The following is a 24,998-nucleotide window of genomic DNA, read 5'->3' as shown; positions in this document are numbered from 1 at the left end:
ACGTCGGTAGCGATAAAATTCTGAACCTATGCCAAACGCTCCCGAGTGTGACAGGGAATTTAGGCAGAGTGCCCGAGGTGACAACGCCGGCCGGATCCGCCTTCCCGGGCTGGCGGCGGCGGGCCGGGCGATGCAGATTGCGGGCAGTCAGGAGAGCGGGATGAGTCACGATCACGCGCAGCACTCGCATGATCATCACGATCACCACCACGGCAGCGACCTGTCGCCGGTCGAGGCCCGGGTGCGCGCCCTGGAATCGCTGCTCACCGAGAAGGGCTACGTCGACCCGGCGGCCCTCGATGCCCTGGTCGAGCTCTACGAGACCAAGGTCGGCCCGCACGCGGGCGCCCGCGTCGTGGCCCGGGCCTGGACCGATCCCGCCTTCCGGGCGCGGCTCCTGGCCGACGCCACGCCGGCCATCGCCGAACTCGGGATCGGCGGCCGCGGCGGCGAGCACATGGTGGTCGTCGAGAACACGCCGGAGATCCACAACCTCGTCGTCTGCACCCTGTGCTCCTGCTACCCGTGGCCGGTGCTCGGCCTGCCGCCGGTCTGGTACAAGGCGCCGCCCTACCGGGCCCGGGCGGTGATCGACCCGCGCGGCGTGCTCGCCGAGTTCGGGGTGACGCTGCCGGAAACGACCCGCATCACCGTCTGGGACTCGACGGCCGAGACCCGCTACATGGTCCTGCCGATGCGGCCGGCCGGGACCGACGGCTTCTCAGAGGAGGCCCTGGCCGCCCTCGTCACGCGCGATTCCATGATCGGCACGGGGCTGCCCGAGGCGATCCCGGCCGCCCCCGCGGAGATGCCGGTATGAACGGGGCCCAGGATCTCGGCGGCGCGCACGGCTTCGGGCCGGTGGTGCCGGAGCCGGACGAGCCGGTCTTCCACGCCGCGTGGGAGCGCCGCGTCTTCGCGCTGGCGATGGCCATGGGCTACACGGGCGCCTGGAACCTCGACGGCAGCCGGGCCAACCGCGAATCCCTGCCGCCCGCGGAATACCTCGCGTCGAGCTACTACGAGATCTGGCTCAAGGCCCTGGAGAAGCAGGTCGTCGCCACGGGGCTGGCGACGCCGGCCGAGATCGAGTCCGGCCGCTCCGCGGAGCCGGCCAAGCCCGTCGCGCGGGTCCTGGCCCGCGAGGGCCTGGAACAGCGCTTCCGGGCCGGCTTCCCGAGCAGCCGCGCCGCCGACGCCCCGGCGCGCTTCGCGGTGGACGACGCCGTCCTGGCCCGCAACATCCACCCGACCGGCCACACGCGGCTGCCCCGCTACGTGCGCGGCAAGCGCGGCCGGATCGTGCGCGTCGACGGGGTCTTCGTCTTCCCCGACACCAACGCCTACGGGGCGGGCGAGAACCCGACCTGGCTCTACACGGTCGCCTTCACGGCGCGGGAGCTATGGGGCGAGAGCGGCGACCCGGGGGGCGTCGTCACGGTGGCGGCCTTCGAACCGTACCTGGACCCCGCGTGACCGCGCCGTCGCCCAGCCCCTTCGCGGCGCCCTGGGAGGCGCAGGTCTTCGCGCTGGTGGTCTCCCTGCGCGAATCCGGGCTGTTCACGTGGTCGGAATGGGCGGACCGGCTCGGCCGGCAGATCCGGCCGGCCGAGTCTCCCGAGCAGGCGGCCGATTACGGCGCGTGGCTCGCGACGCTGGAGGCGCTCCTGGCCGAGCGCGGCGTGGCGGGACCCGAGAGCGTCGCGGCGCGGACCGAGGCCTTCCTGCGGGCCGCGGAGGCGACGCCCCACGGCCAGCCGATCCGCCTGGAGAACGACCCGCTCTACCGGCCCTGAACCCGCAGGCTGTCGAGCGGCACCGGCGCGGCGTGCGACCGGCCGCTCATCAGCTGGTCGAGCAGGGCCAGGACCTCGGGCCGCCCGCAATTCCGGGCGGGCTCGAACGGCGTCCAGGTCTGGGCGAAGTCGAGGCGCTCGAACACGTCGCGGTAGCGGCGCAGCTCGCTCGGCGTGAGCGGCACCCCGCGCACGAAGGCCTTGTGGGCCGAGATCGTGGTGGCCCGGCGGAAATCCGCGGGGTCGAGCTCGAACTTCAGCGCGTCGCCGCAGAAGCAGATTTTTCGCCCACGGTCGTACAGGATCGCGTGGCCATCGAAATGACCCGCGGTGCGGTGCAGCTCCAACCCCGGCAGCGGCTCCAGAAAATCGTCGTAGGGCCAGCTCACCTGGAGCGCGGCACTCCAGGTGAAGTCGGCCGCCGGCAGGCACAGCTCCGGGTCGAACCGGTCCTGGAGCTGCGGCAGCGCCCCGTAGGAGTGCGGGTGCGAGGCCGAGAGGACGGTCATCCCGCCGAGCCGCTCGATCTGGTCGAGGGCGGCCTCGCTGAAGACCGGGCAGCCCTCGAAGCCCATGTTCCCGTGCTCGGTCTGGATCAGGTAGGCGGACGGGCCGATGCCGGAGACCGGCTCGTTCCAGAAGCGCCAGACGCCGGGCTCGAGTTCCTGCCAGTGGCAGGGGAAGGCCTCCTGCGCCTCGCGGGCGGTGCGGAAGCGCCACCCGTCCTGCGGCACGACGTGGCGGGCGTCGAGGCACATCGGGCAGGCGGCCGGCGCCTCGAAGTGCCGCTGCCAGAACCCGCAATTGTCGCAGGTATAGGCGGGCAGCTTCAGGGCGCCCGCGAAGGGCAGATAGCCGGGCATCGTCGTGGACCTCTTCGGGGGCGGCGCGTGTGATGCGGCCGCAGTCTCAGTCGCCTTCTCCGCCGCCGCGAGCGGAGCGAAGCGACCCAGGGCAGCGCGACCTCGGCGGGGGCGGCGCAACGGGATGGCTTCGCACCGCTCGCGACGACGGCGGCGGGCCTATCGATCGGAACGGGCTTAGCAGGCGGCGCGCACGGGCGCAGCCGTCAGATCCGCTCCGGCCGCCGGCGCGCCGAGCGGGCGGCGTGGACGGTGCCGGCGAGGCCGACGAGGGCCAGCCCGACGAGGCCGCCGACCACGACGTCGCGGGTCCGGCTCGTGACGAACTCTCCGCGGCTCGCCTTGGTCCGGCCGATGAAGCGCCCGTCGATCCCGACCGGGCCGGGCACAGCTTCGTAGAGGTTGCCGTCCATCTCGGGGATGGTCTCGTCGGAGAGCTGCGCCGCCCACATGGAGGCGGCCTTGCGGTCGGCGAGCGCCGGCGCCAGCGCCTGGGCAGCCGCCATCATCGCCGACGACCGTCCGACCCAGACCTCGCGGCGCGGGTGCTCGACCGCGTACAGGATCGCCTCGGCGCAGAGCCGCGGGTCGAAGACCGGATCCGGCGCGTACTGGCGGTGGCCGGTGCGGTTGCGCGCCCAGTTAAACTGGGGCGTGTTGACCGCCGGCAGGTAGATCACGCTGAGGCTGACATTGACCCGGTCGTGCAGCAGCTCGCAGCGCAGGGCGTCGGTGAAGCCCGAGACCGCGAACTTCGCCGCGCAGTAGGGTGCCTGCAGCGGCGCCGCCCGGATCGCGAGTCCCGACGAGACCTGGATGATCGCGCCGCGGTCGCGGCGCTTCATGAAGCGCAGGGCGGCGAGCGTCCCGTAGACCTGGCTGAGATAGGTGGTCTCGGTGACCCGCCGGTACTCGTCCGGAGTGATTCGGTCGGCCGGGTTCACCACCGTCGACATGGCGTTGTTGACCCACGCGCGGATCGGGCCGAGTTCGCGCTCCACCCGCTCGGCGGCGGCGTCCACGGCCTCCGGCTCGGCGACGTCGGCGCCGATCGCCAGCACCGGCTGGCCGTAGGCGGCCAGCGCCCGCTCGGCGGCGGCGAGACGGCCAGGATCCCGCGCGATCACCGCCACCGACCAGCCGCGCGCGGCGAATTCATGCGCGGTGGCGAGACCGATTCCGGCCGTGCCCCCGGTAACGACCGCAACCCGTGCCATACCCACCTCATCCTCGAGAGACCGAACCGGCAACCCGGTGCGGCGCGCTCGGTTGCGCCGCCGGGCCGGTCCGGAACGTCACGGGGGCCGCCGATTTCGCGGTCCGGGACGCAACGTCCGACGGTGGCCGCTGTTGACTGGTCGTACCGCGTCATGCCGAACCATCGAGGGTCGCAGCCATGCGCACTGGACGACGCTTCTCCCTGCTCTCGCTCCCGATCGATCCGTGGCCGCAGGCGTCCCTGGCCGAGCGGACCGCCGTCGGGATGGTCCTGACCGGCCTGCTGCTCGTGCCGGCCTGCGCGGTCGGTGCCGCGCTCCTCGTGATCTCGGCCGTCGCGGCCCACGTCTACTGGTCCTACGATCTCGGCGCCGCCCTGCACACGTTCATCGCCCGGCACGCCGGGGCCGCCGCCGCGCGGAGAGGCCGCCTCGTCCACAAGGCCTGACGGCGCGGGCGCCGATCCGCGGCCGGGCGGCGCGGCGGCCGGCGGTGCCGGCCCGCACGGCTCGACCACGCGACGCCCGCGATCCCTGTGCGTTCGTCTCGGTCCGATTTGACCTGACCGTCTCTCGTGGGCCAGTCAGGTTCGGAACCGAGAGATCGCCATGTTCCGTACCCTGATGACTGCGCGGCGCTTCGCGCCGCTGTTCTGGTGCCAGTTCTTCTCGGCGTTCAACGACAACTTCCTCAAGAACGCGCTCGCCTTCCTGATCCTGTTCGGGATCGGCGGCCAGGCGGACGCCCATGCCGGTGTCCTGGTGACGCTCGCGAGCGCGGTGTTCATCGGGCCGTTCTTCATCCTGTCGGGTCTCGGCGGCCAGTGGGCCGACCGCTACGACAAGGCCCTCATGGCGCGGCGGCTCAAGTTCGCCGAGATCTTCGCGGCCGGCACCGCGGTGCTCGGCTTCCTGCTGCACTCGATCCCGGTCCTGTTCGTGGCTCTGGGCCTGTTCGGGACGATCGCGGCGCTGTTCGGCCCGATCAAGTACGGGATCCTGCCGGACCATCTCCGCCGCGAGGAGCTGCCCGCCGGCAACGCCCTCGTGGAGGCGGCGACCTTCCTGGCGATCCTGCTGGGCACGATCGCGGCCGGCGCGGCCTCGGCGATGGGCGGCTCGGGCCTCTTGTTCGGCGCCCTGGTGATGGGCTTCGCCGTCCTGTGCTGGCTCTCGGCCCGGATGATCCCGCCGACCGGGGAGGGGGCGCCGGACCTGCGCGTCGACCCGAACGTCGCCCGCTCGACCTACGCGCTGCTGCGCGACCTCTGGGCCGACACGCGGCTGTGGCGCGGCTCGCTCACCGTGAGCTGGTTCTGGCTGGTCGGCGTGGTGGTGCTGTCGCTGCTGCCGGTGCTGGTGCGGGGCGCCTTCAACGGCACCGAGACGGTGATCACGCTGCTGCTCGCGCTGTTCTCGATCGGCATCGCCGTCGGGTCCGGCCTCGCCTCGTGGCTCGCCAGCGGCCGGATCGTGCTGCTGCCGACGCCGGTCGGCGCGGTGCTGATGGGCCTGTTCGGCCTCGACCTCGCCTGGACGGTCGGCCACCTGCCGGCACCGCCCGCCGAGCCGATCGGCCCCCTCGGCTTCCTGCAGACCGGCCACGGCCTGCGCACCGGCATCGACTTCCTCGGGCTGGCGATCTCCGGCGGCCTCTACATCGTCCCGTCCTTCGCGGCCGTGCAGGCCTGGGCCGAGAAGGCGATGCGCGCGCGGATCATCGGCGCGGTCAACGTCATGACGGCGGCCTTCATGGTCGCCGGCACCCTGGCACTGGCGGCGCTGCAGGGCGCGGGCCTCACGATCGCGAGCCTGCTCGCCGTGGTGGCGGTGCTGAACCTGATCGTCGGCGCAGTCGTGTTCGCGACCCTGCCGACCAGCCCGTTCCGCGACGCCCTGTCGATCCTGTTCCGGGCGTTCTACCGGCTGGAGGTGCGCGGCTTCGACAACCTCGCGGCGGCCGGGCCGAACGCCATCGTGGCCCTCAACCACGTCTCGTTCCTCGACGCGCCGCTCGCCCTGTCGCTCCTCGACCAGGAGCCGGTCTTCGCCATCGACAGCGGCATCGCGCAGCGCTGGTGGGTCCGGCCGTTCCTGCGCGTCACCAAGGCGATGCCGCTCGACCCGACCCGGCCGCTCGCCACCCGGACGCTGATCAACGCGGTCAAGGGCGGCGAGACCCTGATCATCTTCCCGGAGGGCCGGCTCACGGTCACCGGCAGCCTGATGAAGGTCTACGACGGCGCCGGGCTGATCGCCGACAAGTCGGGCGCGATGGTCGTCCCGGTGAAGCTCGACGGCCTGGAGCGCACGGTCTTCTCGCGGCTGTCGCGCGGGCAGGTGCGCCGCCGCTGGTGGCCCAAGGTGACCGTGACGGTGATGCCGCCGGTGCGGCTGACCGTGGACCCCGCGCTCAAGGGCAAGGCGCGGCGGCAGGCGGCGGGCGCCGCCCTCTACGGGATCATGTCGGACCTCGTGTTCCGCACCGCCGACATCGACCGCGGCCTGATGGCGGCGCTGATCGAAGCGGGCGAGCGCCACGGCTGGGGCCGCAACGCCCTGGAGGACCCGGTCGGCGGCCGCCTCAGCTACAGCCGGCTCGTGATGGGCGCCAACGTGCTCGGCCGCAAGCTGATGCCGCTGGCGCCCGTGGGCGGCCGGATCGGCGTCATGCTGCCGAACGCCAACGGCGCCGCGGTGACGCTGTTCGCCCTGGCCTCCGCGGGCCGGGTGCCGGCGATGATCAACTTCTCCGCCGGCCCCGCCAACGTGCTCTCGGCCTGCCGGGCAGCGGAGGTCGGCAAGATCCTGACCTCGCGGGCCTTCATCGAGAAGGGGCGCCTGGGGCCGCTCGTGGAGGCGATCCGCGGATCGGTCGAGCTGATCTACCTGGAGGACGTGCGGGCCGGGATCACGATGGGGGACAAGATCCGCGGCCTCCTGGCGCCGCGCCGTCCCCTGGTGGCGCGCTCCGGCGAGGATCCGGGGGCGGTCCTGTTCACCTCGGGCAGCGAGGGCACGCCGAAGGGCGTGGTGCTCGCCAACCGCTGCATGCTCGCCAACGTGGCGCAGGTGGCGGCCCGGATCGATTTCGGACCGATGGACAAGGTGTTCAACGTCCTGCCGGTGTTCCACGCCTTCGGGCTCACGGCCGGGCTGGTCCTGCCCCTGGTCTCGGGGGTGCCGGTCTACCTCTACCCGTCACCGCTCCACTACCGGATCGTGCCGGAGCTGATCTACGGCTCGAACAGCACGGTGCTGTTCGGGACCGACACGTTCCTGACGGGCTACGCCCGCGCGGCCCATTCCTACGACCTGCGCTCCCTGCGCTACGTCGTGGCCGGCGCCGAGGCCGTGAAGGAGACCACCCGGAAGACCTGGGCGGAGAAGTTCGGGCTGCGCATCCTGGAGGGCTACGGCGTCACCGAGTGCGGGCCGGTCGTGGCGCTCAACACGCCGATGTTCAACCGCTTCGGCACGGTCGGGCGGATCCTGCCCGGCATCGAGACCCGCCTCGAGCCGGTGCCGGGGATCGACGAGGGCGGCCGCCTGTCCCTGCGCGGGCCGAACATCATGCTGGGCTACCTGCGCGCCGAGAAGCCCGGCGTGCTGGAGCCGCCGCCGGGCGGCTGGCACGACACCGGCGACATCGTGGCGATCGACGCGATGGGCTTCGTCACCATCAAGGGCCGGGCCAAGCGCTTCGCGAAGATCGCCGGCGAGATGGTGTCGCTCGCCGGCATCGAGGCGCTGGCCGCCGAACTCTGGCCCGACCGTCCGAGCGCGGTGGCGGCGGTGCCGGACGCGCGCAAGGGCGAGCGGCTGATCCTGTTCACGCAGGAGAAGGGTGCGACCCGGGCCGCCTACCAGAGCTTCGCCAAGGGTCGTGGCGCCTCCGACGTCGCGATCCCCGCCGAGGTGGCGGTGCTGGACGCGATCCCGATGCTCGGCACCGGCAAGGTCGACCAGGTGGCCGTCACGAAGCTCGCGCTGGAGCGGGCGAAGGAGAACGCGGCGGCCTGACGGTCGCGCCCGCGCGCGCGTCACCCAAACGGGGGATGCGGGGCTCCCCGGGATCCGCTCGTATCGTGAATACAGCCGTGATTCGAACCGCTTGACGCGTTCGGGGCGCGGGTCTGCGGGGGACTCGGTACGCAACGGCGAGGGACAGATCATGCAGAAGAGCAGGCGAGTTCCGGCTTGGCTGGCGAGGCGGACCTACTTCAAGCGGATCGAGCGGTGGGCGAAGCCCGGCAAGGCGCACAAGGCGGCGCAGCCCCCTGAGACAGCGACCGCCCCGATGCCTTCGAACGTCGTGCCGTTCCCGGTCCGGGTGAATCGCCCGGATCGCGCCGCCTTCGAGGACCTGCGGGGCGTCGGGACGGCGTAGGGTCCGGCCGCAGCCGGGCCGGCGCCCGGGACGCCGATTGGTCCGGGGGCTTGTCGATCGCGCGGGAACACGGGATCCTGCGCTGTCGGAGCCGAGACCGGGAGGATGCGTGCCGCAGGACGGGTCGGATCCGCGCGCGCCGGCGCCTCCTCGGAAGCGGGCGAGGGGCCTGCGCGCGGCGCTGGGAGCGGCGGCGCTCGGGCTCGGCCTGCTGGGGGCCGGCGCGGTTGCGCTCTGGCGCTACGCCGGCACGCTGCCGCCGCTCGACCTGGCCGGGGCCGAATCGCGCTCGACGGTGGTGCTGGACCGGTCCGGCACGCTGCTGCGCCCCTTCGCGACGGCGGACGGGCGCTGGCGCCTGCCGGTCACCGCGGAGGCGGTCGATCCGCGCTACCGGGCGATGCTGCTCGCCTACGAGGATCGCCGCTTCGCCGCGCATCCCGGCATCGACCCGGCCGCGGTGCTGCGCGCCGCCGGCCAGTGGCTGACGCGCGGCCGCATCGTGTCCGGCGCCTCCACCCTGTCGATGCAGGTGGCACGCCTCGTCGAGCCGCGGCGCGAGCGGTCGCTCGAGGCCAAGCTCCGCCAGATGGTGCGGGCGGTCACGCTGGAGCGGCGCCTCGGCAAGGCCGGGCTGCTCGATCTCTACCTGGCGCTGGCCCCCTATGGCGGCCCGCTCGAGGGCGTCCGGGCGGCGAGCGTCGCGTATTTCGGGCGCGAGCCGGTCCGGCTGACCGCCGCGCAGGCGGCCCTGCTCGTCGCCCTGCCGCAATCGCCCGAGACCCGCCGTCCGGACCGGTTCCCCGAGCGCGCCCGCGCCGCCCGCGACCGGGTCCTCGCGGTGGCGGTCGCGCGGGGCATCCTCACGGCGGCGGAGGCCGACGCCGCCCGGGCCGAGCCGGTGCCGACGGCGCGCAGGCCGTTCCCGATGCTCGCGGCGCACGCCGCCGAGGAGGCGGTGGCGGCCGATCCCGGTGCCGCCACGATCCGCCTCGCGATCGACGGGCGCCTGCAGGAGCGGCTGGAGGTCCTGGCGGCCGAGCGCGCCGCCGCCGCCGGTCCGGACCTCTCGGCCGCGATCCTCGTCCTCGACAACCGCGACGGTCGGGTGCTCGCCCAGGTCGGCAGCGCCGGCTACCTGGACCCTGCCCGGCGCGGCGCCATCGACATGACCCTGGCGGTGCGCTCGCCCGGCTCCGCGCTGAAGCCGTTCGTCTACGCCATGGCCTTCGCGGACGGTCTCGCGCATCCCGAGACCCTGCTGGAGGATCGCCCGGCGCGCTTCTCGGCGAGCTACGCGCCGGAGAATTTCGACCTGACCTTCCAGGGCACGGTCACGGCCCGGCGAGCCCTGCAGCTCTCGCTCAACGTGCCGGCGGTCGAACTGATGGATGCGGTCGGTCCCGCCCGCTTCATCGCCCGGCTGCGCGCCGCAGGTGCCGGGATCCAGCTCCCGCGGGACGCGGCCCCGGGGCTGCCGGTCGCGCTCGGCGGCCTCGGCATCACGGTCACCGACCTCGCGCGGCTCTACGCCGGACTCGCGCGCGGCGGCGCGGTTCCGGACCTGCTCCGCCGCGCCGACGGGGCCGCGGCCGAATCCCGGCACCGCGTCGCGGAGCCCGTCGCGGCCTGGTACGTCGCCGACATCCTGCGCGGCACGCCGCCGCCGGAGAATGCCCTGCCGAACCGCATCGCCTACAAGACCGGCACCTCCTACGGGTACCGCGACGCCTGGGCGGCCGGCTTCGACCGTCACGCGACGGTCGTCGTCTGGGCCGGGCGCCCGGACGGGGCCGCGGTGCCGGGGCTCGTGGGCCGCACCGTCGCGGCGCCGATCCTGTTCGACGCCTTCGCGCGCCTCGGGACCGAGCCCGAGCCGGTCCCCCAGCCGCGGGACGCGCTGGTGGTCGGAACGGGGAGCCTGCCGCCGCCGCTGCGGCACCTGCGGCGCGAGGCGGCCGAGGCGGCGGGACCGGCGCTGCGGATCGCCTATCCGCCGGACGGAGCGCGGATCGATCTCGGCCTCGCGGCGGATCGGCACGGCGCCGCGGAGGGCGGCCCGGGCCTCGCCCTCAAGGCCCTGGGCGGCGTGCCGCCGCTCACGTGGCTGGTGGACGGTCAGCCGGTCGTTCAGACGCCGCGGCGCCGGGCCGAGTGGGCCCCGGGCGGCGCGGGCTTCGCGCGGATCTCGGTCCTCGACGCGACCGGCGCCAGCGACAGCGTGTCCGTCCGGCTCGAGTGAGCCGACGGCGGGGTCCCTCGGCTCAGCGACCGATCCCGAGGCCGCGCTGGGCGCCGGCCGGGCCGCGCGACTCGCAGGATTCCAGCGCCGCGGCGAGGCGCGCCGCGCTGGCGGCGGACCCGTAAGACAGGTTGAGGACGGTGCCGAGGATCCCGACGCTCACGAGCACGCCGAGGGCTGCCGCGCCGAGCAGCACGGCGGTGACCAGCCGGTTGCGCCGCAGATCGGCCGTCAGCGCCTGGATGAGGTCCCGGTTGTGTTCGGCGAGACCGTTCCGCGCCGCCACCAGCTCGTTGTACATGTTCGTGATGGCGTTGGTGGACATGTACACCAGCAACAGGTGGACGACGAAGTCGTCGTCCGTCGTGGTGTTCAAGGCGGCCGCGATCCGCACCGCGAGCTGACGCTCCCAGGGCTGGAGATCGCGGCCGTGGACCGACCGGTAGAACCGCTCGAGGTTGGTCACGGCCGGAGGGCATCCCGCCACGCCGTGTGGAAGTTGCGCCGCAGGCGGCGGCCCTCGACCCGCAGGCGCATCGGCGCGCTGTTTGCCAAGGCCTGCCAGGTCATGTTCTGGACCCGCAGGGCCTCGATCAGCCGCTCGCCGATCCGCTCGATCTCGATGACGCGAAAGTTCGACTGCTTCCGCAGAGCTCGCACGAGGTCGGACGATTCGAGATAGTCGAAATTGGTCGCCTGGGCGGTGTTCTTCGCCAGGATCGCCCGGTCGCACTCGATCAGCATGGGCCGGAGCTCGCGCAGGACCTCCAGGGCTGTGGGATCCACCGCGCCGGCCGCGACCACCACGGCGAGGCGGACATTCGCCTCCCGGCAGCTCTCCACGATGATCTCGGTGCAGCGGCGGGTCGTCTCGGTGTCGCCGGCCGGGAAGTCGACCACGACGAAGCGCTCGGCCGCCTCGGTCACGCGCTCGATCAGGTCCTGGCACAGGGTCGGGTCGACGCGGCCCGTGCTGTCCTCGGCGCGCAGGCGCTGCCGGACGGCGGTGAGTCCGGGGCGGCGCGGAACGAAGTTGTCGCTGCCGGGGATGGTCTCCTGCATGAGCGCGGTGTGGAAGTGCCGGTTGGCCGGGTCGGTGTCGATCGCCAGCACCGGACCGACCTCCGCGCAGAGATCGGCCACCTGGAGGGCGATGGTCGTCTTGCCGACACCGCCCTTGCCGCCGAGGCAGAGCACGAGAACCTTCGCGGCGGCGCCCAGAAGATCGCGCTGGATGTCCTGGATCTCGTCCGGGCTGTACCAGGCCGGAACCTTGATCTGCGTCGTGTCGGTCATGCGGTGTCTCCTTGCTGATACGTGCCTGTTGGCCGCGGCGCGCGCGGCACCGGCCTGCGGGATCTCGAGGGCTCACGGGGCCGGGCCCGGACGCACGGTCCGCGGCGGCGGGCCGGAATCCTCGACGGCGCGATCGCGCACGGGGCTCCCGGGTCTTCTCAAGCGCGGAATCCGATCGGGCCCGGGCCGGCACGGGCAGGGCCGCGGTCGCGGGCCTGCCGATCGACCGCCGACGGCGTCGCGGCCGTTCGGCCGCCTCTCGGTCGGGGCCCGGGCGCGGACCGCCGACGATGGGGGCTCGCGATGACGTCCGTCGCCACGATCTGCACTCCGTTGCTGGATCTGCTTCGCCGGCGGATCGGCCGGAAGCTTTCCCCACTGCGGCCGAGTACCGGCAAGATGTTGCCCGGTCCCTTGCCGGACGCAAGCCCGATCAGATCAGATTTGATCCCGGCGTATGCTCTAAAATGAGATCCTTAACAAACTTATATATTTGTAAAACTCGATAATATTAGCCGATATTGGCCAGTATCTGCGATTTAATACGGAACATCGCGGACGTACCGGGCAATTCGAGCGATTCGCCTGGCCGGAAAACGGGAACGCGTGCCGCGCCGTGGTCCTCAGGCCCGATCTGCTCGACAGGCCGACGGTCGCGGTCGGCCGTCTCCGGCAGTCTTCCGGACGTCAGCGCGCCGCGGCGAGGGGGGCGAACACGTCAACGAGGCCGTTCACCAGGATCTGCGTGCCGACGCACAGGAGCAGGAAGGCGAAGAGGCGGCCCATCACCCGGGCGCGGGCCGGGCCGATGAACGCCACCACCCGGTCGGCGGAGGCGTAGAGGACCGCGACCGTGGCGGCGACCGCGAGGGCCGCCAGCGTGACGCCGATGTAGAAGCCGAACCGCTCCGCGTAGGCCGCCGGCCGGTTGGCCCCCAGGGTGATGGCGACCGCGATCGTCCCCGGCCCCGTGGTGAACGGGAGCGTCAGGGGGAAGAAGGCGATGTCGGCGAGGGGACCGGGCGCGGGATCGCCCGGCGGCTCCGCCGGAGCCGCGCCGCGGCCCGCCGAGCCCGAGGCCTCGGCCTGCTTGCGCGCCTCCCGTGCCTCGGGCCGGTTCAACTGGGTCCAGGCCGACGACATCACCACGAGGCCGCCGGCGATGCGCAGCGCCCCCAGGGTGACGCCGAAGAAGTTCAGGATCGGCGTGCCCGCCCAGAGGGCGCCGAGCATCACCAGGGCGGCGTAGACGCCGATCCGGCGCGACAGCAGCACGCGCTCGGCGTGGCTGAAGGCGCCCGCCACCTGGGCGAAGATGAAGGCGCCCCCGATCGGGTTCACGATCGAGAACAGGGCCGACAGGGCCAGCAGGAATTGCTGGGTGGTGAAGTCGAGGCTCATCGGGGTCAACCCGGGGAGGGGGCCGGCACCAGCACCCGGGCCGGCGCGAGGCGGCGGGCGCGCCGCACCTGCTGCACGGCGACCGGCCGGTAGAGCTGCTTCGTCGCGTCGACCACGTGCAGGCCCGCGAAGGGCAGGGACAGGCCGGTGCCGAGCCACTCCCAGGCGGGCCCGGTGCGCAGCATCAGGCGCGAGCGGGCCGGCGGCATGTACAGGGTCTCGGCCCAGCTCACCGGCGAGAACAGCGTCTCGCGCATGAGCCGCCCGAGCTGCGAGCGGCTGTAGGGCTGCCCGTGGCCGAACGGCGTCGCCTCCCGGCGGGCCCAGACGCCCCGGCGGTTGGGCACCACGAGGATCATGCGGCCGCCCGGCGTGAGGGTCCGCCAGACCTCCTGCAGCAGCTCCGTCGGGCTCTCCACCGATTCGAGGGCGTGGACCAGGATGACCCGGTCAATGGCGGCCTCCGGCAGCGGCATCATGGTGGGATCGGCGAGCGCCGCGCAGGAGCGCCCGGTGCTCGGCCAGTTCACCACGCCCTGCGAGGCCGGCATGAAGGCGAGGGTGCGCTCGGCGATGCAGTGGACCGGCCCGAGATACGGCGTGGCGTAGCCGATCCCGAGGACGCGCAGCCCCGAGACCGAGCCGAGGAAGTCGTGGAGCGCGCGGCCGACCACGCGGTGCGTCGTGCGGCCCAGAGGGCTGGCGTAGAAGGCCCGCAAGCCGTTGACGTCGAGACGCATGAGAGAACAGGAGATCGCGGACGGAACGGTCGTCGTACTCAATGGTGAGCCGCGCGCGCCGCGGCAAGCGCCGGAGGAACCCGGCCGGACCATCACCTGTTCACGGCAACAGTTTTCGCGCCGCCCCGCGCCCGTTCGCGCTCCTGGGAGACTCCGTCCGATGGCCGCCGAGACCGAGATTCGCACCTTCCTCTGCCGCAGCGACAATATCGGCGTGCTGATCCGCGATCCGCAGACGGGCGCCTGCGCGGCGATCGACGTGCCGGAAGCCGGACCGGTCCTCCGGGCCCTGAACGAGACCGGCTGGCGGCTGACCGACATCCTCGTGACGCACCGGCACGGCGACCACGTCGAGGGCATCCCGGAGGTGAAGCGGGCGACCGGCGCCCGGGTGGTCGCCCCCGCCAAGGCCGGCGACGCGGTCCCGCAGGTGGACGTGACCGTGCGGGAGGGCGACACGGTCACGGTCGGCCGCCTCGAGGCGCAGGTCTGGGAGACGCCCGGCCACTGCGCCGACCACGTGACCTACTGGTTCGCGCAGGCCGGCCTCGTCTGCGCCGGCGACACCCTGTTCACCCTGGGCTGCGGCCGGGTGATGGAGAGCCCGCCGGAGACGCTCTACCGCTCGCTGCGCCGCTTCGACGACCTGCCCGACGCGACGCAGGTCTTCAGCGGCCACGACTACGTACTCTCCAACGCCCGCTTCGCCCTGGCGGCCGATCCCGACAACCCGGACCTGAGGGCGCGCCTCGCCGAGGCCGAGCGCGCCCAGGCCGAGGGCCGCTTCCTCATCCCCTCGACCATGGGTGCGGAGCGGGCGACCAACCCGTTCCTGCGGAGCGGGCAGCCGGCCCTCGCGAAATCCGTCGACCTGCCGCCGCAGAGCGATCCCGAGGCCGTGTTCGTCGCCTTGCGGGCGTGGAAGAACCGCTTCTGACGCAGGTGATAACGAGAAAAATTTGTTGCCTTCTCAAGGCAAACTGACACATAGGGGTGTTTAAGCGGTCCTAATCCGCTCAGGTAACCGGGCTCCCGGGGGGAAGCCGTAACGTCAACGCGAAGCGCCGGGACGCTTCAGCCGGTATGATGGGGGTCCGTCTCGCCCTACCACCTGTCCACTTCCCGCCTTCCGCTTCCTTTCCTCAAGCCAGAGTCCGACGGGTCCAAGGAGGAGGCGCTCAGCGCCAAGGCCAAGATTACCGTCGCCGACGCCGAATCCGGCACACTCCGCGAGACGGGTGAGGCGGTCAGTCCTGCCCGCCCGCGGGCGCCGGTCGCGGCCGATGTGCGGCTGCTCGGGATCGCCACCGAGCATCTCTCGCGGCTCGGTCCCAAGCGCGTGACGGTCGTGGCCGTCGCCGCCGAGGCCGGCATGACGCACGCGAACGTCTACCGCTACTTCCCGTCGAAGGACGCGCTCCTCGACGCGGTGGCGGGCCGCTGGCTCCGCGAGGTCGAGGCCCGGCTCGCCGGCATCGCCGACGCGCCCGACCCCGCCGACGACAAGATCGAGCGGCTCCTGACCGCCCTGGCGACGGTCCAGCGGGACGCCCTGTTCGACGAGCCGAACCTGTTCGCGGTCCATCTCGACGCCACCGTGTCGGCCCGCCCGATCGCCCGGCGGCACCGCGTGCGCCTGCGCAGCCTCGTCGAGCGCGTGGTCGAGGAGGGGATCACCTCCGGGATCTTCTCGGCCCGGGACCGGGAGCGGGCGATCGCCTACATCTTCGACGCGAGCTACCGCTTCACCCATCCCCTGGCGATCCAGCACGATGCCGAGGTGCCGCGCGACCTGATCGAGGCCCGGTTCGGCGCCGTCATCCACGCGATCCAGCGGGTTCTGCGCTCCGGCATCCTCTGATCCGCCGCTCCCAGAACTGGATATTCCGAAGGCCCGGACACCCCGTCCGGGCCTTCGTCGTTCGCGCGGCCCGACGCGCTTCGGCACGCCCGGCGCGGACCGAACTGACAGGTTTTCAGATCTGTCATCGCGCCTTGGGAGGGGCCGCGCGGCAGGGTGCACTGCACCTAAAACCTTCGCGACGTTGACGTTTCCGAAGGACCGTCGGGCTCCCCGGTGGCGCTCCGGCGTCCCGGACGGGTCGCCCGCGCGGCCCGCATCGGGTTGAAGCCACGGTGCTTTTCGGCCACACAGCCGCGCAGATTTCAGAGTGGCGAATCCGGCCTCGGACCCTGACGGACGAGCAGCCCCGGCCTCGCGCAACGCATCACCGAAGTCGAACGCAGCGGAGACACATCCGACATGGCTCGCAACAAGATCGCGCTCATCGGTGCCGGCCAGATCGGCGGCACCCTGGCCCTTCTGGCCGGCCTCAAGGATCTCGGGGACGTGGTGCTGTTCGACATCGTCGACGGCGTGCCGCAGGGCAAGGCCCTCGACATCGCCGAGGCCGCCCCGGTCGAGGGCTTCGACGCGCGGTACGCGGGTGCCAGCGACTACGCCGCCATCAAGGACGCCGACGTGGTGATCGTCACCGCCGGCGTGCCGCGCAAGCCCGGCATGAGCCGCGACGACCTGATCGGCATCAACCTCAAGGTGATGCAGGCCGTCGGCGAGGGCATCAAGACCCACGCGCCGAACGCCTTCGTGATCTGCATCACCAACCCGCTCGACGCCATGGTCTGGGCGCTGCAGAAGTTCTCCGGCGTCCCGACCAACAAGATCGTCGGCATGGCCGGCGTGCTGGATTCGGCGCGCTTCCGCCACTTCCTCGCCGAGGAGTTCAAGGTCTCGGTGGAGGACGTGACGGCCTTCGTGCTCGGCGGCCACGGCGACGACATGGTCCCGCTGACCCGCTACTCCACGGTGGCGGGCGTGCCGCTGACCGACCTCGTCAAGCTCGGCTGGACCACCCAGGAGAAGCTCGACGCCATGGTCGAGCGCACCCGCAAGGGCGGCGGCGAGATCGTCAACCTGCTCAAGACCGGCTCGGCCTTCTACGCGCCCGCCGCCTCCGCCATCGCCATGGCCGAGAGCTACCTGCGCGACAAGAAGCGGGTCCTGCCCTGCGCCGCCTACCTCGACGGCCAGTACGGCGTGAAGGGCATGTTCATCGGCGTGCCGATCGTGATCGGCGCGAACGGCGTCGAGCGCGTGCTCGAGGTGACCTTCGACGACGCCGAGAAGGCCATGTTCGACAAGTCCGTCGCCTCGGTGACGGGCCTCATCGAGGCCTGCAAGGGCGTCGACAGCAACCTCGCCTGACCGGTAAGCGGATACCGGGCAGCGCGTAGCGTTCGGAGATTCGACTCTCGATCGCTCGATACCTCTACGCGCCGCCCGCTGCCACCTATTCGCTCCTCCCTACGAGGCTCCGATGAATATCCACGAATATCAGGCCAAGGCCGTGCTGAAGGAGTTCGGCCTGCCCGTCTCCCGCGGCGTGGCCATCTTCAACCCGTCGGAGGCCGAGGCCGCCGCCAAGGAGCTCGGCGGTCCCGTCTGGGTCGTGAAGAGCCAGATCCACGCGGGCGGCCGCGGCAAGGGCACCTTCAAGGGCGCGCCCGAGGGCGCCAAGGGCGGCGTGCGCGTCACCAAGTCGATCGACGAGGTCAAGCAGTTCGCCGGCGAGATGCTCGGCCAGACGCTGGTGACCATCCAGACCGGCCCGGCCGGCAAGCAGGTCAACCGCCTCTACATCGAGGAAGGCGCCCAGATCGCCGAGGAATTCTACCTCTCGATGCTGGTCGACCGCGCCACGGGCGGCGTCGCCTTCGTGGTCTCCACCGAGGGTGGCATGGACATCGAGGCGGTCGCCCACGACACGCCCGAGAAGATCCACACGATCGCGGTCGATCCGGCCACCGGCGTGATGCCCCACCACGGCCGCGCCGTCGCCAAGGCGCTCGGCCTGTCGGGCGCCCAGGCCAAGGAGGCCGCCGCGCTCACCGAGAAGCTCTATGCGGCCTTCGTGGCCAAGGACATGAGCCTCCTCGAGATCAACCCGCTGGTGCTGACCGCCGACGGGCACCTCAAGTGCCTCGACGCCAAGATGGCCTTCGACTCGAACGCCCTCTACCGGCACGCCGACATCGTCGCCCTGCGCGACGAGACCGAGGAGGACGCCAAGGAGATCGAGGCGTCGAAGTACGACCTCGCCTACATCGCGCTCGACGGCACGATCGGCTGCATGGTCAACGGCGCCGGCCTCGCCATGGCGACGCTCGACATCATCAAGCTCTACGGCGAGGAGCCGGCGAACTTCCTCGATGTCGGCGGCGGCGCCTCGGAGGAGAAGGTCACGGCGGCGTTCAAGATCATCACCGCCGACCCGAACGTGAAGGGGATCCTCGTCAACATCTTCGGCGGGATCATGAAGTGCGACGTGATCGCCAACGGCGTGATCGCGGCCGTGAAGGCGGTGGGCCTGCAGGTGCCGCTGGTGGTGCGCCTCGAGGGCACCAACGTCGAGCAGGGCAAGGCCATCATCCGCAACTCGGGCCTCAACGTGATCCCGGCGGACGACCTCGACGACGCCGCCCAGAAGATCGTCGCCGCCGTGAAGGGAGCCTGACCATGTCGGTGATGATCGACGCCAACACCAAGGTCATCTGCCAGGGCTTCACCGGCAAGAACGGGACCTTCCACTCCGAGCAGGCCATCGCGTACGGCACCAAGATGGTCGGCGGCACGAGCCCCGGTAAGGGCGGCTCCAGCCATCTCGGCCTGCCGGTGTTCGACACGGTCGCGGAGGCCCGCGAGGCCACGGGCGCCGAGGCCTCGGTGGTCTACGTGCCGCCGCCCGGCGCCGCCGACGCGATCTGCGAGGCGATCGCCGCCGAGGTGCCGCTGATCGTCTGCATCACGGAGGGCATCCCGGTGCTCGACATGGTGCGGGTGAAGCGGGCGCTCACCGGCTCGAAGTCGCGCCTCGTCGGGCCGAACTGCCCCGGCATCGTCACGGCCGGCGAGTCGAAGATCGGCATCATGCCGGCCAACATCTTCCGGCCGGGCTCCGTCGGCATCGTGTCCCGCTCGGGCACGCTGACCTACGAGGCGGTGTTCCAGACCTCCAATGCCGGCCTCGGCCAGACGACGGCGGTGGGCATCGGCGGCGACCCGGTGAAGGGCACCGAGTTCATCGACGTGCTGGAGCTGTTCCTCGCCGACCCGAAGACCGAGTCGATCGTGATGATCGGCGAGATCGGCGGCTCGGCCGAGGAGGAGGCCGCGCAGTTCCTGAAGGACGAGGCCAAGCGCGGGCGGAAGAAGCCGATGGTCGGCTTCATCGCCGGCCGCACGGCGCCTCCGGGCCGCCGCATGGGCCATGCCGGCGCGATCATCTCGGGCGGCAAGGGCGGCGCCGAGGACAAGATCGCCGCCATGGAGGCCGCGGGCATCCGCGTGTCGCCGTCGCCGGCCCGGCTGGGCTCGACGCTCGTCGAGGTCCTGAAGGGCTGAGGCAAGCGCGCCTGCGTTGCGGCCATCGCAGGGCCGCGACGCCCATATCGGGCGTGCAGACGATTTCAGCGGGGCGGTCACCCGCCCCGTTTCGGTTTGAGGGCGATCCGCCGCGCGGACGGGGAGCCCGGAGGGCAGGGGAGCCTGCCCGCGCGATCAGGATGGACGCACCATGGCACGCCAGGACGTGAACGAAGCGCTCCTCGAAACCTCGTTCCTCTACGGCGCCAACGCCGCCTACATCGAGGAATTGCAGGCGGCCTACGCCCGCAACCCGTCCTCGGTGGATCCGGAGTGGCAGGCCTTCTTCAAGGGGCTCGGCGAGGACGAGACCCTGGTCGAGAAGAACGCCGCCGGCGCCTCCTGGGAGCGGCCGAACTGGCCGGTGCCGCTCAACGGCGAGCTGGTCTCGGCGCTGGACGGCAACTGGGGCGCCCTGGAGAAGGCGATCGGCGACAAGATCGTCGCCCGCGAGGGCAAGGACGCCAAGCCCGGCAAGCCGCAGGACAGCGTCACGGCGACCACCGGCGTCTCGGTGGAGCAGGCGACGAAGGACTCGGTGCGGGCGATCATGCTGATCCGCTCCTACCGCATGCGCGGCCACCTGCACGCCAAGCTCGACCCGCTGGGTCTCGCGCCGCGCGGCGACCACGAGGAGCTGCACCCGCAGCATTACGGCTTCCAGGAGAGCGACTGGGACCGCCCGATCTTCCTCGACAACGTGCTCGGCCTCCAGTTCGGGACGATCCGCGAGATCGTCGACATCCTGGAGCGGACCTACTGCCAGACGCTTGGCGTCGAGTTCATGCACATCTCCGACCCCGCCGAGAAGGCGTGGATCCAGGAGCGCATCGAGGGCAAGGACAAGGAGATCTCCTTCACCCCCGAGGGCCGTCGCGCCATCCTCAACAAGCTGATCGAGGCCGAGGGCTTCGAGAAGTTCCTGGACCTCAAGTACACCGGGACCAAGCGCTTCGGCCTCGACGGCGGCGAGTCGATGATCCCGGCGCTGGAGCAGATCATCAAGCGCGGCGGCGCGCTGGGCGTCCGCGAGATCGTGCTGGGCATGGCCCATCGCGGCCGGCTCAACGTGCTCACCAACGTGATGGCCAAGCCGTTCCGGGCGGTGTTCCACGAGTTCAAGGGCGGCTCGGCCTCCCCGGCCGAGGTCGAGGGCTCGGGCGACGTGAAGTACCACCTGGGCGCGTCCTCGGACCGCGCCTTCGACGGCAACAACGTCCACCTGTCGCTGACCGCCAACCCGTCGCACCTCGAGATCGTCGACCCGGTCGTGCTCGGCAAGGTCCGCGCCAAGCAGGACCAGTGGGCCAAGCCCAACATCGAGCGCCGCACGGTGCTGCCGCTCCTGATCCACGGCGACGCGGCCTTCGCGGGCCAGGGCGTGGTCGCGGAGTGCTTCGGCCTGTCGGGCCTGAAGGGCCACCGCACCGGCGGATCGGTCCACTTCATCATCAACAACCAGATCGGCTTCACGACCGATCCGCGCTTCTCCCGCTCCTCGCCCTACCCGTCCGACGTCGCCAAGATGGTCGAGGCGCCGATCTTCCACTGCAACGGCGACGACCCCGAGGCCGTCACCTTCGCGGCGAAGGTCGCGGTCGAGTACCGCCAGAAGTTCGGCAAGCCGGTCGTGATCGACATGCTGTGCTACCGCCGCTTCGGCCACAACGAGGGCGACGAGCCGGCCTTCACCCAGCCGAAGATGTACCAGCGGATCCGCAAGCACCCGTCGGTGCTGGAGAATTACGGCCGCAAGCTGGTCGAGAACGGCTCCGTGACCCAGGAGGCGCTCGACGCCCGCAAGGCCGAGTTCCGCGGGATGCTCGACAGCGAGCTCGACGTCGCCAACAACTACAAGGCCAACAAGGCCGACTGGCTCGACGGCCGCTGGTCCGGCGTGAAGGCCGTGCACGAGGACGTGGACGATCCGCGCCGCGGCCGCACCGCCGTTCCGGCCGAGACCCTGCAGGAGATCGCCCGCAGGATCACCCAGGTGCCGCCGGGCTTCCACCTGCACCGCACGATCCAGCGCTTCATGGACAACCGCGCCAAGGCGGTGGAGACCGGGATCGGCGTCGACTGGGCGACCGCCGAGGCCCTGGCCTTCGGGGCAACGCTCCTCGACGGCAACCGGGTCCGGCTGTCCGGCCAGGACGTCGAGCGCGGCACCTTCTCGCAGCGCCACGCGGTGGTGATCGATCAGGAGAACGAGCAGCGCTACACGCCGCTCAACTCGATCCGCGAGGGGCAGGCCTCGATCGAGATCATCAACTCGATGCTCTCCGAGGAGGCGGTGCTCGGCTTCGAGTACGGCTACTCGCTCGCCGAGCCGAACGCCCTGGTCCTCTGGGAAGCCCAGTTCGGCGACTTCGCCAACGGCGCCCAGGTGGTGATCGACCAGTTCATCGCGTCCGGCGAGCGCAAGTGGCTGCGCATGTCCGGCCTCGTCCTGCTGCTGCCGCACGGCTACGAGGGGCAGGGGCCCGAGCACTCGTCCGCCCGGCTGGAGCGCTACCTCCAGGCCTGCGCCGAGGACAACATGCAGGTCGCCAACGTCACGACGCCGGCGAACTACTTCCACATCCTGCGCCGGCAGCTGAAGCGCGACTTCCGCAAGCCGCTGGTGCTGATGACGCCGAAGTCGCTGCTGCGCCACAAGCGCGCCGTCTCGAACCTCGACGCGCTCGCCGAGGGCTCGACCTTCCACCGCGTCCTGTGGGACGACGCCGAGGAGGAGGGGGCGCAGAACAAGCTCGTGCGCGACGACAAGATCCGCCGCGTCGTGCTCTGCTCCGGCAAGGTCTACTACGACCTCCTGGAGGAGCGGGAGAAGCGCGGCCTCAACGACATCTACCTGATGCGCGTCGAGCAGCTCTACCCGTTCCCGCTGAAGGCGCTGGCCAACGAGATGGGCCGCTTCCGCAACGCCGACGTGATCTGGTGCCAGGAGGAGCCCAAGAACATGGGCGCCTGGTCCTTCGTCGAGCCCTACCTCGAGTGGGTGCTCGGCCAGGCCGGCTCCGCGGTGAAGCGCGCCCGCTACGTCGGCCGTCCGGCCTCCGCCTCCACGGCGGTCGGCCAGATGTCGAAGCACCAGGCGCAGCTCCAGGCCTTCCTCAACGAGGCCCTGGCGGTCTGATCGTCCGGCCATGGCCTACTTCCTGCTCCGTCTGGAACCGCCCCGCCCGAGCTTCCCGTTCGACGCGACGGAGGCCGAGAAGGCGCTGTTCTCGGCGCATTCCGGCTACTGGATGGAGCAGACGGCCCGTGGAGCCGCCATCGCGGTCGGGCCCGTCTTCGAGTCCGGCGGCACCTGGGGCCTGGCCCTGGTCGAGGCCGACGACGCGGCCGGGGCCGAGGCGCTCGGCGAAGCAGATCCCGTCCTGATGGCGCAGGCAGGCTTCCGGTACACCGTCTCGCCCGTTCCATCCCTGATCCTGCGGCGCTGACGTCGCGGCCCGACATCCAGAGGAGGCCCCCCGCGGGGCAGAAGAGCATGGCAACCGACATCCTCGTCCCGACCCTCGGCGAATCCGTGAGCGAGGCCACCATCGGCCGCTGGTTCAAGAAGCCCGGCGACACGGTCGCGGCCGACGAGCCGATCGTCGAGCTCGAGACCGACAAGGTCACGCTGGAGGTGAACGCCCCGGCGGCTGGCCAGCTCGGCGAGATCCTGGTCAAGGACGGCGAGACCGTGGAGCCCGGCGCCCTGCTCGGCTCGATCGTCGAGGCCGGTGCCGGTGCAGGCGCCGGCAAGAAGGCCGCCCCGAAGGAGGCCGCCGAGACCAAGGCCGAGAGCCGGAGCGAGGCCCCGAAGGCCGCAGCGCCCGCCAAAGCCGAGGCGCCGGCCCAGGAATCCTCTGCCGGCTACGGCAACCACGGCGACGCCGCCCCCGCGGCCCAGCAGCGCCCGGTCGGCGACAACGGCCCGGCGGTGGCGAAGCTCGCCCGCGAATCCGGTGTCGATCCGTCGAGCGTGAACGGCTCCGGCAAGGACGGCCGCGTTACCAAGGGCGACATGCTCGGCGCCATCGCCAAGGGCCCGGCACCGACCGCCGCCCCTGCCAAGGAAGCGCGCCCGACCCTGCCGCGGGCCCCCTCGGCGCCGGACGACGCCGCGCGCGAGGAGCGCGTGCGCATGACGAAGCTGCGCCAGACCATCGCGCGCCGCCTCAAGGACGCGCAGGACACGGCGGCGATGCTGACGACGTTCAACGACGTCGACATGTCGGCCGTGATGGCGATGCGCAGCCAGTACAAGGACATCTTCGAGAAGAAGCACGGCACGAAGCTCGGCTTCATGGGCTTCTTCACCAAGGCGGTGATCGGCGCCCTCAAGGACGTGCCGGCGGTCAACGCCGAGATCGACGGGCAGGACCTCGTCTACAAGAACTACTACCACATCGGCATCGCGGTCGGCACCGATAAGGGCCTCGTCGTCCCGGTCGTGCGCGACGCCGACGACCTGTCGATCGCCGGCATCGAGAAGAAGATCGCCGGCTTCGGCAAGAAGGCCCGCGACGGCAAGCTCTCCATCGAGGAGATGCAGGGCGGCACCTTCACGATCACCAACGGCGGCATCTACGGCTCGCTGATGTCGACGCCGATCCTCAACGCGCCGCAATCGGGCATCCTCGGCATGCACCGCATCGAGGAGCGCCCGGTGGTCCGCGCCGGCAAGATCGAGGCGCGGCCGATGATGTACCTCGCCCTGTCGTACGACCATCGCATCGTCGACGGTAAGGAGGCCGTGACCTTCTTGGTGCGGGTCAAGGAGGCGCTGGAGGATCCGGCGCGCCTCGTGCTGGACCTCTGAGGCAGCCATGTCGGGCGCTGAGAACAGGGTCGCGATCGTCACCGGCGGCAGCCGCGGCATCGGCCGCGCGGTGGCGCTGCTCCTGGCGGAGCGCGGCTACACCGTGTGCCTGAGCTACGTGTCGGACGCGGCCGCGGCGCAGGACGTGGTGGACGCGATCGCGGCCCAGGGCGGACACGCGCTCGCCGTGAAGGGCGACGTCGGCGACGAGGCCGACGTCATCGCCCTGTTCAAGGCGGCCGACGGCCTCGGCCGCCTCGCGGCGCTCGTCAACAATGCCGGGGTGGTCGACGTGAAGTCGGACGTCGCCGACATGAGCGTCACCCGCCTGCAGCGCATGATGACCACCAACGTGGTCGGCAGCTTCCTCTGCGCGCGGGAGGCGGTGCGGCGCATGTCGACCAAGCGCGGCGGGGCGGGGGGCGCGATCGTGAACCTGTCCTCGGTGGCGGCGCGCCTCGGCGGCCCCGGTCAGTTCGTGGACTACGCCGCCTCCAAGGGCGCCATCGACTCGCTGACGGTCGGGCTCGCCCGCGAGGTCGCCGCCGAGGGCATCCGGGTCAACGCGGTGGCGCCCGGCATCATCGCCACCGAGATCCACGCCAGCGGCGGCGAGCCCGACCGGGTGGAGCGCCTCGGCCCGGGCGTCCCGATGAAGCGGGCCGGCACCGCGGAGGAGGTGGCCGCACCGATCGTGTGGCTGCTCTCGGAGGAGGCCTCCTACACCACGGGCGCCATCCTCGACATCGGCGGCGGCCGCTGAGCCTCAGCCCGACCTGACATTCCCTGCCCGT

22 protein-coding genes are annotated in these 24,998 nt (G+C 71.6%); 16 read left to right on the top strand and 6 right to left on the bottom strand.

Annotated elements, in window-relative coordinates:
• Positions 1 to 160: 160 nt before the first annotated feature.
• The 3 genes from nthA to ACTJK8_RS13490 are packed head-to-tail and all read left to right on the top strand — an operon-like array spanning position 161 to position 1,796.
• The gene (gene nthA, locus ACTJK8_RS13500; protein ID WP_024830902.1) at positions 161 to 820 is read left to right on the top strand and encodes a nitrile hydratase subunit alpha; all 660 of its coding nucleotides are present in this window, start codon (positions 161 to 163) and stop codon (positions 818 to 820) included.
• Positions 817 to 1,476, top strand: a complete 660-nt coding sequence (gene nthB, locus ACTJK8_RS13495; RefSeq protein ID WP_012317908.1) for a nitrile hydratase subunit beta — start codon at positions 817 to 819, stop codon at positions 1,474 to 1,476. Before nthA ends, nthB begins: the two co-directional genes overlap by 4 nt.
• Positions 1,473 to 1,796, top strand: a complete 324-nt coding sequence (locus tag ACTJK8_RS13490; RefSeq protein ID WP_012317909.1) for a nitrile hydratase accessory protein — start codon at positions 1,473 to 1,475, stop codon at positions 1,794 to 1,796. The genes nthB and ACTJK8_RS13490 overlap by 4 nt, the downstream gene beginning before the upstream one ends.
• On the opposite strand, the gene ACTJK8_RS13485 is transcribed toward ACTJK8_RS13490, so the two are convergent.
• Together ACTJK8_RS13485 and ACTJK8_RS13480 are read right to left on the bottom strand one after the other, a co-directional pair.
• On the bottom strand, positions 1,784 to 2,659 hold the full coding sequence (locus ACTJK8_RS13485; RefSeq protein ID WP_012317910.1) for an MBL fold metallo-hydrolase: 876 nt from the start codon (positions 2,657 to 2,659) through the stop codon (positions 1,784 to 1,786). The genes ACTJK8_RS13490 and ACTJK8_RS13485 overlap by 13 nt on opposite strands.
• Before the next feature lie 206 nt (positions 2,660 to 2,865).
• Positions 2,866 to 3,876 (bottom strand): SDR family oxidoreductase, encoded by a 1,011-nt coding sequence (locus tag ACTJK8_RS13480; protein ID WP_012317911.1) that lies wholly within the window; start codon positions 3,874 to 3,876, stop codon positions 2,866 to 2,868.
• Between the two features lie 179 nt (positions 3,877 to 4,055).
• Between ACTJK8_RS13480 and ACTJK8_RS13475 the strand changes: the two genes are divergently transcribed.
• The 4 genes from ACTJK8_RS13475 (at position 4,056) to pbpC (ending at position 10,508) form a co-directional block, all read left to right on the top strand.
• Positions 4,056 to 4,325 (top strand): hypothetical protein, encoded by a 270-nt coding sequence (locus ACTJK8_RS13475; protein ID WP_012317912.1) that lies wholly within the window; start codon positions 4,056 to 4,058, stop codon positions 4,323 to 4,325.
• A gap of 160 nt (positions 4,326 to 4,485) precedes the next feature.
• Positions 4,486 to 7,899, top strand: a complete 3,414-nt coding sequence (locus ACTJK8_RS13470) for an acyl-[ACP]--phospholipid O-acyltransferase (RefSeq protein WP_012317913.1) — start codon at positions 4,486 to 4,488, stop codon at positions 7,897 to 7,899.
• A gap of 151 nt (positions 7,900 to 8,050) precedes the next feature.
• Complete coding sequence (locus ACTJK8_RS13465; protein ID WP_012317914.1) at positions 8,051 to 8,266, top strand: hypothetical protein; 216 nt, start codon at positions 8,051 to 8,053, stop codon at positions 8,264 to 8,266.
• A gap of 109 nt (positions 8,267 to 8,375) precedes the next feature.
• Complete coding sequence (gene pbpC / locus ACTJK8_RS13460; RefSeq protein ID WP_440762064.1) at positions 8,376 to 10,508, top strand: penicillin-binding protein 1C; 2,133 nt, start codon at positions 8,376 to 8,378, stop codon at positions 10,506 to 10,508.
• 22 nt (positions 10,509 to 10,530) lie between these two features.
• On the opposite strand, the gene ACTJK8_RS13455 is transcribed toward pbpC, so the two are convergent.
• The 4 genes from ACTJK8_RS13455 to ACTJK8_RS13440 all read right to left on the bottom strand — a co-directional run bounded on the left by ACTJK8_RS13455 (position 10,531) and on the right by ACTJK8_RS13440 (position 13,945).
• Positions 10,531 to 10,974: a hypothetical protein gene (locus ACTJK8_RS13455; protein WP_012317916.1), complete on the bottom strand. Its 444-nt coding sequence runs from the start codon at positions 10,972 to 10,974 to the stop codon at positions 10,531 to 10,533.
• Positions 10,971 to 11,804: a nucleotide-binding protein gene (locus tag ACTJK8_RS13450; protein ID WP_012317917.1), complete on the bottom strand. Its 834-nt coding sequence runs from the start codon at positions 11,802 to 11,804 to the stop codon at positions 10,971 to 10,973. Before ACTJK8_RS13450 ends, ACTJK8_RS13455 begins: the two co-directional genes overlap by 4 nt.
• A gap of 687 nt (positions 11,805 to 12,491) precedes the next feature.
• Entirely contained in the window at positions 12,492 to 13,205 is a 714-nt protein-coding gene (locus tag ACTJK8_RS13445) for a MarC family protein (protein ID WP_012317918.1), read from the bottom strand.
• A 5-nt stretch (positions 13,206 to 13,210) separates the two neighbouring features.
• The gene (locus ACTJK8_RS13440) at positions 13,211 to 13,945 is read right to left on the bottom strand and encodes a class I SAM-dependent methyltransferase (protein ID WP_012317919.1); all 735 of its coding nucleotides are present in this window, start codon (positions 13,943 to 13,945) and stop codon (positions 13,211 to 13,213) included.
• A gap of 160 nt (positions 13,946 to 14,105) precedes the next feature.
• Between ACTJK8_RS13440 and gloB the strand changes: the two genes are divergently transcribed.
• The 9 genes from gloB to ACTJK8_RS13395 all read left to right on the top strand — a co-directional run bounded on the left by gloB (position 14,106) and on the right by ACTJK8_RS13395 (position 24,967).
• Positions 14,106 to 14,882, top strand: coding sequence for a hydroxyacylglutathione hydrolase (gloB, locus tag ACTJK8_RS13435; protein WP_024830893.1), 777 nt, complete (start codon positions 14,106 to 14,108; stop codon positions 14,880 to 14,882).
• A gap of 348 nt (positions 14,883 to 15,230) precedes the next feature.
• On the top strand, positions 15,231 to 15,806 hold the full coding sequence (locus ACTJK8_RS13430; RefSeq protein ID WP_012317921.1) for a TetR family transcriptional regulator: 576 nt from the start codon (positions 15,231 to 15,233) through the stop codon (positions 15,804 to 15,806).
• 402 nt (positions 15,807 to 16,208) lie between these two features.
• Positions 16,209 to 17,171, top strand: coding sequence for a malate dehydrogenase (gene mdh / locus ACTJK8_RS13425; protein WP_012317922.1), 963 nt, complete (start codon positions 16,209 to 16,211; stop codon positions 17,169 to 17,171).
• A 112-nt stretch (positions 17,172 to 17,283) separates the two neighbouring features.
• Positions 17,284 to 18,480: an ADP-forming succinate--CoA ligase subunit beta gene (gene sucC / locus ACTJK8_RS13420; RefSeq protein WP_012317923.1), complete on the top strand. Its 1,197-nt coding sequence runs from the start codon at positions 17,284 to 17,286 to the stop codon at positions 18,478 to 18,480.
• 2 nt (positions 18,481 to 18,482) lie between these two features.
• The gene (gene sucD, locus ACTJK8_RS13415; protein WP_012317924.1) at positions 18,483 to 19,367 is read left to right on the top strand and encodes a succinate--CoA ligase subunit alpha; all 885 of its coding nucleotides are present in this window, start codon (positions 18,483 to 18,485) and stop codon (positions 19,365 to 19,367) included.
• A gap of 172 nt (positions 19,368 to 19,539) precedes the next feature.
• Positions 19,540 to 22,527 carry a 2-oxoglutarate dehydrogenase E1 component gene (locus ACTJK8_RS13410; RefSeq protein ID WP_012317925.1) on the top strand — a complete coding sequence of 996 codons (2,988 nt, stop codon included), beginning with the start codon at positions 19,540 to 19,542 and terminating at the stop codon, positions 22,525 to 22,527.
• Between the two features lie 10 nt (positions 22,528 to 22,537).
• On the top strand, positions 22,538 to 22,837 hold the full coding sequence (locus ACTJK8_RS13405; protein ID WP_440762063.1) for a YciI family protein: 300 nt from the start codon (positions 22,538 to 22,540) through the stop codon (positions 22,835 to 22,837).
• A 47-nt stretch (positions 22,838 to 22,884) separates the two neighbouring features.
• Entirely contained in the window at positions 22,885 to 24,204 is a 1,320-nt protein-coding gene (gene odhB / locus ACTJK8_RS13400) for a 2-oxoglutarate dehydrogenase complex dihydrolipoyllysine-residue succinyltransferase (RefSeq protein ID WP_209649985.1), read from the top strand.
• A 7-nt stretch (positions 24,205 to 24,211) separates the two neighbouring features.
• Positions 24,212 to 24,967, top strand: coding sequence for an SDR family oxidoreductase (locus ACTJK8_RS13395; RefSeq protein WP_012317928.1), 756 nt, complete (start codon positions 24,212 to 24,214; stop codon positions 24,965 to 24,967).
• Positions 24,968 to 24,998: the final 31 nt, after the last annotated feature.

The sequence above is a fragment of the Methylobacterium sp. 22177 genome (genome assembly GCF_052045615.1).
Lineage (GTDB): Bacteria > Pseudomonadota > Alphaproteobacteria > Rhizobiales > Beijerinckiaceae > Methylobacterium > Methylobacterium radiotolerans.
The sequence above is the reverse complement of the archived record's forward strand: the minus strand, read 5'-3'. Positions and strand labels throughout refer to the sequence as shown.